Source organism: Pseudomonas sp. REP124 (assembly GCF_020164475.1).
Lineage (GTDB): Bacteria > Pseudomonadota > Gammaproteobacteria > Pseudomonadales > Pseudomonadaceae > Aquipseudomonas.
On sequence record NZ_JAIQWX010000192.1, the window covers coordinates 1 to 10,457 of the forward strand.

The following is a 10,457-nucleotide window of genomic DNA, read 5'->3' on the forward strand; positions in this document are numbered from 1 at the left end:
GCCCGCGAAGAGGCCAGTGGCCTAAGTGCTGACCTTGAGCCCAACCAATCCGGCAATGATCAACGCCACACTGGCCAACCGCACCAGCGCCATCGATTCCCCAAACAGAATGATTCCCGCAATCACCGTGCCCACGGCGCCCACGCCGGTCCAGATCGCATAGGCCGTGCCCAGCGGCAATTCCTTCATGGCAAGGCCCAGCAAGCCAAGGCTGATCGCCATGGCTGCAACGGTGAGGGCGGTGGGGAGAGGGCGGCTGAAACCGTCGGTGTATTTGAGGCCAACGGCCCAGCCGACTTCGAACAGGCCGGCGAAAAACAGAATGATCCAGGACATGAAAACCTCCATCGATTGACGGGGTCGTCCCCAGATTAATGACTCGTCAGAGCCGCGAGGTCGTCCTCGCGTTGCGCCATAGAGTGCCCAGCATTAATCCGGGGATCAAGTTTTCGGATCAGTCAGCAGCCTGCTGACCAGCGATTTCGCGATCCTGTTTTTCGCTCATGCGGCGGAAGTAGGTCGAGAGCAGGGCGCCGGAAATGTTGTGCCAGACGCTGAACAACGCACTCGGCACCGCCGCCAGCGGCGAGAAATGTGCGCTGGCAAGCGCAGCACCGAGACCGGAGTTCTGCATGCCGACTTCCAGGGCCAGGGACTTGCGCTGGGCCAGCGGCAGCTTGAACAGACGGCCGGTGAAGTAACCCAGCAGATAACCGAAGCTGTTGTGCAGCATCACCACGGCCATGATCAGCAGGCCCGACTCGGCGATCTTCGCCTGGCTGGCGGCTACCACGGCGGCGACGATGATCACGATGCTCACCACCGACACCAGCGGCAGCACGTCCACCGCGTGACGCACGCGATCCCCGAGCAGGCGCTGGGCCACGACGCCCAGCACGATCGGCAGCAGCACCACCTGCAGGATCGACCAGAACAATTCCATGAACGAAACCGGCAACCAGGCCGACGCCAGCAGCCAGATCAGCGCCGGTGTCAGTAGCGGGGCGAGCAGGGTGGTCACCGCCGCGATGGCCACCGACAGCGCCAGGTCGCCACGTGCCAGCCAGGTCATCACGTTCGAAGAAGTACCGCTTGGGCAGCAGCCGACCAGAATCACACCGACGGCGATCTCCGGCGGCAAATGGAAAGCCTGGCAGAGCAACCACGCCACGCCGGGCATGATCACGAAATGCGCCACCACACCCAAGGCAACGCGCCACGGATGACGGGCGACTGCGGCGAAGTCTTCGAGTTTGAGCGTCAGGCCCATGCCGAACATCACCACGCCCAGCAGCGGCACGATGGCGCCCTTGAGGCCGATGAACCAGGCCGGTTGCAGGAACGCCACGACGGCGAAAATCAGAACCCAGTAAGCGAAGGTATTGCCGACGAAACGGCTCAGTGCTGCCAATGCACGCATGGCTTGATCCTTGAGTGTTGTTTTTTGAAAGTTGCACAGATCCAATGTGGGAGCGGGCTTGCTCGCGAAGGCGGAATGTCAGTCACCATCTTGATGTCTGATACACCGCCTTCGCGAGCAAGCCCGCTCCCACACTGGACCTCACAAGGCTTTAGATACCCTGCGGCATCTCCTCACCACCCAACGCCTCAACCAGCGCCGGCAGGAAATCACCAAAAGTCAGCATCATCAGGGTAAAGCTGGCATCCAGCTGCCCCAGGGCCTCGTCACCACCATCCTGTTCAGCCTGGTCCTGCAGCAGGTCTTCGAACTTCAGGCGTTTGACCACCATCTTGTCGTCGAGCACGAAGGACAGCTTGTCCTGCCAGGCCAGCGACAGTTGAGTGACCACTTTGCCGGTGCTCAGGTGCAGCTGGATTTCTTCGCTGGTCAGATCCTGGCGCTTGCAGCGCACGATGCCGCCGTCTTCGTGGGTATCGCGCAGTTCGCACTCGTCCAGCACGAAGAAGTCGTCCGCGGCTTTTTGCGTGGTGACCCACTCGGTCATGACCGCGGTCGGGGCCATTTTCACGGTCAGCGGACGCACCGGCAGGGTGCCGATCACTTCACGCAGGGTGGACAGCAGGTCTTCGGCGCGTTTCGGGCTGGCCGAGTTGACCAGGATCAGGCCCTGTTTCGGCGCGATGGCGGCGAAGGTGGAGGAGCGACGGATAAAGGCGCGCGGCAGGAAAGCCTGGATGATTTCATCCTTGATCTGATCGCGTTCCTTTTTATAGACCTTGCGCATTTGCTCGGCTTCGATCTCTTCGACCTTTTCCTTCACCGCATCACGCACAACGCTGCCCGGCAGGATGCGTTCTTCCTTGCGCGCGCTGATCAGCAGGAAATCACCGCTGACATGCACCAGGGGTGCATCTTCGCCCTTGCCGAAAGGGGCGACGAAACCGTAGGTGGTCAACTCCTGGCTTGCACATGGGCGCGCCAGTTTGGTGGCCAGTGCAGATTCCAACGCCTCGGCATCAACAGGCAGATCTTGGGTCAGGCGATAGATAAGCAGGTTCTTGAACCACATGGGGTGACTCTCTCCTTTATACAAAGGGGGGCATTATTGTCTTCGCCGTGCCATAGGCCAACCCTTCTCTAAGCCTTTGGAAGGCATGAAAAAATTAATTGAAAAAGTGCTTGCCAGAGGTAGGGTCGCTCCGTAGAATGCGCGCCACACCGAACGTGAAGGGTGATTAGCTCAGCTGGGAGAGCGTCTGCCTTACAAGCAGAATGTCGGCGGTTCGATCCCGTCATCACCCACCATTCGCATTCAGTGTTACGCGCAGCGGTAGTTCAGTCGGTTAGAATACCGGCCTGTCACGCCGGGGGTCGCGGGTTCGAGTCCCGTCCGCTGCGCCATATTCGGTAACCTGGAACACTGAACGCCAGGTCACCACGGAAAAGCCCGCTGAAGCGGGCTTTTTTCTGTCTGAAGTTTGACTGTTGTTCCTGCAGGATGCGTCGTTTCACCGGTTTTCAGATTTTTTGATAAATATTTCAATTAAATCAACACTTTACGAAAATCTGTGGCACAATGCGCCCCGCAACGAAGGTACAGGGTGATTAGCTCAGCTGGGAGAGCGTCTGCCTTACAAGCAGAATGTCGGCGGTTCGATCCCGTCATCACCCACCACTTTCAACGCTACGCGCAGCGGTAGTTCAGTCGGTTAGAATACCGGCCTGTCACGCCGGGGGTCGCGGGTTCGAGTCCCGTCCGCTGCGCCATATTCGGTAACCTGGAACACTGAACGCCAGGTCACCACACGGAAAGCCCGCCTAGCGCGGGCTTTTTGCTGTCTGGAATTTGATAGACCTGTAGGAGCGAGCATGCTCGCGATGAACGTCAACGATAACGCTGGCTGTCAGGATGCCCGCGTCATCGTTAACGTTCATCGCGAGCAGGCTCGCTCCCACAGTATTGGATTAGGCGCGCTGCATTTATTGCTCTGCATTACGCGCATGCCGGTAATCGCTCACGGCCTCATACACCGCCTTGCGCAACCGGTTGATCCCGCCAATGGGCCGATGCGCCTCTATCCCGAACCATGGGTTGAACGACAGGTTGTCGCATTGCAGGTTCTGCGCCGGTGAATCGAAGTCCTGCGCCGGCAATGTGATTCGCGCAACCGTCTCGAACGGCGCATCACTTTCACGCCATTCAATGCTGGTGTCCTCGATCGGCATGTACTTGTTTGCGTCCTGACGCTGGATCTGCAGGACAAAGCACGCCGCCAATCGATCTGTGGATAACTGTTGATTCAACGCACTGCGCAAAAAATTCGGCAGCTTCCGGTTCTGTTCGGGCGGCGTGTAGGCGGGGCAGCTCTGCGGATCGGGCATTACCCTGAACTTCGCATTGGCCTCGCCGAACTTGTAGGGCGACACCGAGAAGTAGGTCGTCTGAGTCGGGCTATCCGGCGCAGGGGAGAGTGTGGCCAGCGCGATAAACAGATGACGGACCTGCCATGTGCGCGGGTCCCAATGCGGAAAGAACGCCATCATCTTTTTACCAGCCGCCTGCGCGGCCACATTCTGACGATACTCGGCCACATCGCTGACGAAGAAGTTCGGATGACTGAACATCACGAAATCCTGCTCGGTTCGCTGCGGTTGATCGCTCAATAGCTGCTTGCCCGGCACATCGTGCAGCTTGAGCGCCATGCCCCGGGCATCGCGGATGCTGTCGAACTGCGGGTAGGCATTGCCGTTGGACAGGCGCATGGTCGCTTGCCAGGTTTTCCCCGGTTCGCTAAACACCCCCTGGCGCATCTCAGGCGCCAGATCCGGCAGCACCTGAACTTGCGCCCTCACGCAACCGTGGGCCTTGGCGTGGGCATCGCGCAGATAGCGGGTGTTTTCCCGGTGCTGATCGACGATGCGCACGGCGGTCTGGATGATTCCCTGGGTCATCGCCGCCTCGCCCTCGGGAATCAGCTCCTGCGCCGACACCGGCCCGCGATGCTGCCAGGCGAACCACGCCGTTGCCAGCGCCCAGCCCAGCAGTCCAAGCCCCAGCAGCCAGAGCAGCGTCTTGCCGAGAAAAGCGCCCAGGCTTAGCCAGAGGGATTTCAACATGCGGTCATCCTTTTGCAGCGTTTTAAAGGTCACGGCAATTGCGACTCGAGCGGGCCGCCCAGCACTTTCAGATATTCCATCAGCGCCCAGCGCTCCTGCGGTTCCAGCAGGCGGCCGATCACGCCATTGCCGAGCTTGCCGGCGCGGAATTCGTGACCGCTGTTGTGATTGCCGCTGATGCGCGTGTCGAACAGGAAGCCGTTGGTGAAGGCTTCGGTGCGATAACCCAGATGCAGCGGATCGTATTCGAAGGTGCCCGTATAGAACGTGGTCGCGCGTTCATCCTGCGGCGAGAGCAGTTGATAAATGCTCGGCACCGAACCGTTATGCAGAAACGGCGCCGTGGCCCACACACCCGCCAGCGGTCGGGCCTTGTACGCGCGCAGTTCGCGGACGCCGATCGGCAGGCCGAAACCGTCCATTTCCGGCCGCTCGGCCGGGGTAACACCCGCGTCGCGATAGGCGCGGTTCTCCACGAACGCCGTGACATACGCCAGGCCCTTGGCCACCGACATTTGGCTCAGGTCCAGCGGCGCGGTGGGCTTGGGCTCGACGTCGAGATTCGCCAGTTCCTGTTGATTCCATTGCAGCGCCGTCAGGTCATAGCGATGGTTGGCAATGTTGTCGGCGGCGTTCGGGTCGGTACCGATGTGTTCCACCGGAATCATTTTCAGATGCTGTACATAGCGCCCTTCGTCCTGAGTCACGGGGGGCACATGGCAGCCGGCGCAGTTTTCGCTGAACAGAGCGCGTCCCTTGGCGGCCAAAGGTTTGTCGACGGCGCCCAGCAGCGCTTCCGGCCAGGCGGGCGGTTCCAGGCGTTGCAGGGTTTGTTCGATCAGGTGCAAATCGCGCACGCGAACGCTGGACGGGTAACGGTCATCGCCCATCAGCGGCTGTCTGTTCTTGTCGAAGAAATTCAGGGTGGCGCCCACGCCCAGCGCTTCACCCACATTGCGCGCCATGGGTTGCTTGGCCGAGCCATTCCACTGCACCCATTCGAATGTCCACATGTCCCACAACTGTGGATAGTCCACCGGGGCGTTGGCCACGCGATAGTTGGCGGGTGAGATGGCGTCGCCGAAGGTGGCGTTGGCGATGCGGCCGAAGGCGTCGGTGCGCCCCGGGCCTTCTTCTGTCGGATAGAGCCCGCGGTGGGTGTCGTTCCAGGCGACTTTCGCGAAGGTATCCAGGGAATGTTTGAATTGCTTGCGCAGTAACTCATGGCGCGCGTCGTAGTCGGAGCCGAGGACCTTGCGGGCGAAACGCTCGAATTTCCAGGGGTTGTAGTACGTCGACACCAGGCTTGCGACCAAGGCCTGTCCGAAACTGCCACCTCTTAATGTCGGAACACTGGAAGGCAAAACGTGCTGCGCGGTACCGCCGTCGATACGCACTGCCTGACCTTTGAAACGCAGCTCGCCGGTGTGGCAGGCGGCGCAGGTAATATCCAGAAATGTATCCGTGCTGCCGGGATTCTGATGACGCGCGAAGCCGACCGGCAAATTTCCCGGGTTGTTTTCTGTAGGCTTTTGGCCGGGGTCGATCAGAAAACCGAAACGGGCCAGATATTCCGGCGCGGCAAAGCGGTCTTGCGAGAACGGCAATTCGAGCGCCGTGAACCAGTCATAACGCAAGCCTTTGACCTGCGTACCCTGAGGGGTGAAGTAATAGGTCTGGCGGTCGTCCGCGCTCCACTGATCCAGGTAATGCACCTGCTGGGGCGGAGTCCAGAGCGGTAGCTTGGGGTTGGCGACGTAATACAGGACTACCGCCAGAGCAACGCCCAGCAATAAAGCAATCAGAATCAGCAAGCGAAAGAAGAGGCGCAAGATGAACATCCTTGTCGATTTATTCTTCCGTTATGCCTGAGCCCAAGTTGAGCGGCAAGTGGCCATCACGCCAGATTTGCGGGTTGCGAAACTTTCCCTGTCAGAGTCGGATGACAGAAGTTTCATCATCTACACTGCGAAAAGCGTTTAAACACCTGAACTTATCGCAAATATACGTCTCTTATCCCGGTAGCCATTGGTCGTGGCCGCCTGATAAGCTCGCGACTTTACTCGATTGCCCTTTAGGCGAATGAACAAGGAAATAGCATGAAACAGCATCGGTTGGCGGCGGCGGTGGCCCTGGTTAGCCTGGTACTCGCGGGTTGCGACTCGCAAACCAGCGTAGAGCTCAAAACCCCGGCGCAAAAAGCTTCCTACGGCATTGGCCTGAACATGGGCAAGAGCCTGGCTCAGGAAGGCATGGATGATCTGGATTCCAAAGCCGTAGCCCAGGGCATCGAAGACGCCGTCGGCAAGAAAGAGCAGAAGCTCAAGGACGAAGAACTGGTTGAAGCCTTCGCCGCACTGCAAAAACGTGCCGAAGAGCGCATGGCCAAGATGAGTGAAGAGTCGGCAGCCGCCGGCAAGAAATTCCTCGAAGAAAACGGCAAGAAAGCAGGTGTCGTAACCACCGCTTCCGGCCTGCAATATGAAGTGGAAAAGAAAGCCGATGGCGCTCAGCCTAAGCCGACTGACGTAGTGACCGTTCACTACACCGGCAAGCTGACCAATGGCACCGTTTTCGACAGCTCCGTCGAGCGCGGCAGCCCGATCGATCTGCCGGTCAGCGGTGTGATCCCGGGTTGGGTCGAAGGCCTGCAACTGATGCACGTCGGCGAGAAGTACAAGCTGTATATTCCAAGCGAACTGGCCTACGGCGCACAGAGCCCAAGCCCGGCAATCCCGGCCAACTCGGTGCTGGTATTCGACCTGGAACTGCTGGCAATCAAAGATCCAAGCAAAGAAGAAGTCGCCAAGTAATCGGCGCCTGCTTCAGAACTGCTTCAGAACAACGCCTCGCTCATGCGGGGCGTTGTTGTATCTGATACTCGGCAAAGGTAAACAAAACGAACAGATGCTGTAGGCTGAAGTCCTAGCCAATGTAGGACCGGTTAACCGCGTCTGACCGTCAAGTCAATGAAATATTGGGGTTTTTTTGATGAGTAAAAAACGCCCGATCTAAGCTCAGCCCTTATGCTGCGGGGCTTTCAGCCGTGAAATGCAGCTCTGTTCACAAGGTTATCCACAATTTGTGTGGATAACATTTCAGCGGGAGGATCCCATGAAAGCACCCTGGAATTTTGCTCGTTTTCTGCCATTGGCCGGGCGCCTGCTGGCACGTGGGCGCTTGCCCACACTGTTGTTCGCCGTGGCCGCCAAGGGCGCGAGCCAAGGTAATCGGCTGGGCAAGCTCAAGGACGATCTGCGCCTGCTGCAGGCACTGTGCCTTGCCTACTGGCGTGGCGAGTATCGGGCGATCAGTCCCAAGGCAATCGTCTCGGTGGTGGCCGGGCTGATGTACTTTCTCAGTCCCGTGGATGCGATTCCGGATTTCCTGCCCATGTTCGGCATGCTAGATGACATCGCCGTTCTGGGTTGGCTGATGAAAGTCCTGGACGATGAACTCACAGCCTTTCGCACCTGGCGCAAACGCCAGTCGCCGGAGAAGCTTGTAGTTGTGGAGCGCCTGCCTGCAACTCGCGAACAACTTCAGGTTCAGGGGCCGAAAAAGCGCTAATTTGCTCAACCCTGAACCAGATATAGATACCCCCCGCGACCTTAGCCGCTGTTAGGATTACACTTCTAGGGAAAAGTGCCGACTCGCTAAGTGTTTTTGTCCTACGGGGTAGTCATGGATATTCAGATAATTACACGCGAAGGCGAACCCGAATACGCGGTTCTGCCGTGGGCTCAGTATCAGGCGTTACTCAAGGCAGCAGGCATCAACGAAGCACCGTCGCACCCGGCTCCGGTCCTGGCTCCGGCGCCGCAGTCGACGACTCAGGACCCGATTCTTCCAGGTCTTGATCAACTACGCAGTTTGCGCGAAGGGAAGGGCATCGCCATCGAGGCGCTGGCCCGCACGGTAGGCATCAGCCCGTCTTATCTGGCCATGATCGAAAGTGGCGAGCGTCAGCCCGACGCCGCGATTCGCCGCAGTCTGGCCTGGGAAATGACGGTGCCGGGGTGGAGGGAAGAATCGTGAGCGTACGCATCAGTCGTCAACACTGGGACGGATTGCTGGGCGAGCTGGATCAGGCGCGCCGTCAGCGTCACCTCCTGACCTATCGGGCGCTGCTTGAGCGTTTGCAGCTGCCCACGCCGGCCATGCAGACACTGACTGCCGCGCTGGAGCATCTGGCGGCGCTGGATGCCCGGGCCGAACAGCCGTTGCGCAGTTCGCTGGTGATCAGCCAGGGCGCCAGTCGTTTGCCGCGCACCGGTTTCTTTGAATGTGTCGAGCGTCTGGGGCGGTTTTCCGGGCCGTCCGACGGGGTCGCGGCGGCGTCCTGGCATGCCTCGGAAGTGGTGCGGGTGTTCGAGTACGAGTACCCCGAATCGGCGGAGGCCTGAGTGTTTCTGCGACTCAAGGCGCGGGTCAATTACTGGCTGGCGCGCCGGCTGTTTCATTGGCCGTGGTTCGTACGACAGCCCCGTATCTGGAGCTGGATGGAAGGCCAGTTCGCGCGCATGGCGAACCTGGGCGATGTCGACGCCCAGAGCTTCTATGGCCACATCCTGACCTTTCGCGGCGTCGGCCTGGGCGCCCGAGAAGAAGGCATTCGCCTGCTGCGCCTGGCGGCATTGGCTGGCGATGGCAAGGCGGCCTATCAGGTAGGGGTGATCAGCCTCGCCGGCAGCCCGAGCAAGGCGCCAGACCCCGTTGAGGCAGCACGCTTCTGGGGCATTGCGGTGAAGGCCGGGCATCCGTTGGCGCAGATCAAGCTCGAAGAATTGGCTGCCCGGGACTCGATGAAGTAACGGCGACTTTTGAAAGATTTGTGCTGTCTGGTCCGGCCTCTTCGCGGGCAAGCCACGCTCCCACAGGGATCGAGTGAAGCCTGGGACAGCGCAATACCTGTGGGAGCGGGCTTGCCCGCGAAGAGGCCGGCACATCCAGCATCAAAATGCCTGACACTCCGCAAATCTGTAGGAGCAAGGCTTGCCCGCGAAGGCGTCAGGCCGGTCACCGATGCCCTTGCCTGATTCAATGTAGTAATGGCGATTTTTCTGAAAGATCTGTGGGACGTAGTGTGTATTCCTACGTCCCGTTTGCGCTTTGGCGAATTGCCCTACGCAATCTTCATCCCTGTCTGACTTCTTTTCCCTTTGGATGCCAGCAAAGTCCGTCGCGCTCGGCGTCGTAGGAGGTTTCCTTCAAGTTGTAGCGAAGTTCATGAACTGGTGGTGCGTTGTGCTCGACGATAGCCTTTGGGATGTCACTGCACATTCAGTGGCAGGGTGTGGAAGCCCTGTATCGTTAGGCGCATCAAGTGCCACCTGTTCGGCGTTTTATCGTCGGTGTTTCATGGTGGCTGTGCGCGGGGCGCTTTCGAGCGCGCCGGGTGCCTAACGTCCCGGTCTTCCACACCTGTGCACAGCCGCCACCCATTGCGTGGAAGCGATGGGTGGCGTCATCCATCTCTACGTTAGGAATAAATCGATGAAAACACTGACTCCCGATCCGCCCTACGAAAAGCCAAACCCCGACAACCGCTACATGGCCATGACCGGCAACTGCAACGACATGCCCACGCTGTTCGTCGACACCCACGCCCCGCTCGATGCCCCGATGGACGCGGCCGGCTATCGAATCCGTGCCGTGACGGAGGTCCTGGAGAATCTCTCCATGCGCGGCTCGATCGAATGCGAATCCTTCATCCTCAGCGACTTTGCCCTGCTGCTCGCCATTCCGTTGCGCAATGGGTGTGATGTGCTGGATGTGGTGAGGCGGCGGTTGCGGCGGATGGCTACCGAGTAGTTAACGCCGGACATTTGTGTTGATCGAGCCGGCCTCTTCGCGGGCAAGCCTCGCTCCTACAGGTGCAATGCAATACAAGCAGGACACATACCTGTGGCGAGGG

General features: G+C 59.4%; 11 protein-coding genes and 4 tRNA genes. 10 read left to right on the forward strand and 5 right to left on the reverse strand.

Features of this window, described 5'->3' with window-relative positions; translation table 11 throughout:
• Positions 1–21 precede the first annotated feature (21 nt).
• The 3 genes from sugE to rdgC all read right to left on the reverse strand — a co-directional run bounded on the left by sugE (position 22) and on the right by rdgC (position 2,492).
• A complete protein-coding gene (sugE, locus tag K9857_RS27720) occupies positions 22–336 on the reverse strand; it encodes a quaternary ammonium compound efflux SMR transporter SugE (protein WP_034146393.1) in 315 nt (104 codons plus the stop codon).
• Positions 337–454: 118 nt separating this feature from the next.
• Positions 455–1,420, reverse strand: coding sequence for a bile acid:sodium symporter family protein (locus K9857_RS27725; protein ID WP_224541341.1), 966 nt, complete (start codon positions 1,418–1,420; stop codon positions 455–457).
• 151 nt (positions 1,421–1,571) lie between these two features.
• Positions 1,572–2,492, reverse strand: a complete 921-nt coding sequence (rdgC, locus tag K9857_RS27730) for a recombination-associated protein RdgC (RefSeq protein ID WP_224541343.1) — start codon at positions 2,490–2,492, stop codon at positions 1,572–1,574.
• 160 nt (positions 2,493–2,652) lie between these two features.
• Between rdgC and K9857_RS27735 the strand changes: the two genes are divergently transcribed.
• From K9857_RS27735 to K9857_RS27750, 4 genes are all read left to right on the forward strand, one after another.
• A tRNA-Val gene (locus K9857_RS27735) sits at positions 2,653–2,728 on the forward strand.
• Between the two features lie 19 nt (positions 2,729–2,747).
• Positions 2,748–2,824: transfer RNA gene (locus K9857_RS27740), tRNA-Asp, on the forward strand.
• A 198-nt stretch (positions 2,825–3,022) separates the two neighbouring features.
• Positions 3,023–3,098: transfer RNA gene (locus tag K9857_RS27745), tRNA-Val, on the forward strand.
• A 15-nt stretch (positions 3,099–3,113) separates the two neighbouring features.
• Positions 3,114–3,190 (forward strand) — tRNA-Asp (locus K9857_RS27750).
• Between the two features lie 213 nt (positions 3,191–3,403).
• Here the strand turns inward: K9857_RS27750 and K9857_RS27755 are convergent.
• Both K9857_RS27755 and K9857_RS27760 read right to left on the reverse strand, forming a co-directional pair.
• Positions 3,404–4,540: a catalase family protein gene (locus tag K9857_RS27755; RefSeq protein WP_224541345.1), complete on the reverse strand. Its 1,137-nt coding sequence runs from the start codon at positions 4,538–4,540 to the stop codon at positions 3,404–3,406.
• Positions 4,541–4,569: 29 nt separating this feature from the next.
• Positions 4,570–6,372, reverse strand: coding sequence for a di-heme-cytochrome C peroxidase (locus K9857_RS27760; protein WP_224541347.1), 1,803 nt, complete (start codon positions 6,370–6,372; stop codon positions 4,570–4,572).
• 267 nt (positions 6,373–6,639) lie between these two features.
• Here K9857_RS27760 and K9857_RS27765 point away from each other — a divergent pair, with 267 nt between their 5' ends.
• The 6 genes from K9857_RS27765 to K9857_RS27790 all read left to right on the forward strand — a co-directional run bounded on the left by K9857_RS27765 (position 6,640) and on the right by K9857_RS27790 (position 10,354).
• A complete protein-coding gene (locus tag K9857_RS27765; protein WP_224541350.1) occupies positions 6,640–7,353 on the forward strand; it encodes an FKBP-type peptidyl-prolyl cis-trans isomerase in 714 nt (237 codons plus the stop codon).
• Between the two features lie 301 nt (positions 7,354–7,654).
• On the forward strand, positions 7,655–8,110 hold the full coding sequence (locus tag K9857_RS27770; RefSeq protein ID WP_224541352.1) for a YkvA family protein: 456 nt from the start codon (positions 7,655–7,657) through the stop codon (positions 8,108–8,110).
• A gap of 114 nt (positions 8,111–8,224) precedes the next feature.
• On the forward strand, positions 8,225–8,578 hold the full coding sequence (locus K9857_RS27775) for a helix-turn-helix domain-containing protein (RefSeq protein ID WP_224541354.1): 354 nt from the start codon (positions 8,225–8,227) through the stop codon (positions 8,576–8,578).
• Positions 8,575–8,946 (forward strand): hypothetical protein, encoded by a 372-nt coding sequence (locus tag K9857_RS27780; protein WP_007898892.1) that lies wholly within the window; start codon positions 8,575–8,577, stop codon positions 8,944–8,946. Before K9857_RS27775 ends, K9857_RS27780 begins: the two co-directional genes overlap by 4 nt.
• Positions 8,947–9,354 (forward strand): sel1 repeat family protein, encoded by a 408-nt coding sequence (locus K9857_RS27785; RefSeq protein ID WP_224541356.1) that lies wholly within the window; start codon positions 8,947–8,949, stop codon positions 9,352–9,354.
• A 682-nt stretch (positions 9,355–10,036) separates the two neighbouring features.
• Positions 10,037–10,354, forward strand: coding sequence for a hypothetical protein (locus K9857_RS27790; RefSeq protein WP_224541358.1), 318 nt, complete (start codon positions 10,037–10,039; stop codon positions 10,352–10,354).
• Positions 10,355–10,457 lie beyond the last annotated feature (103 nt).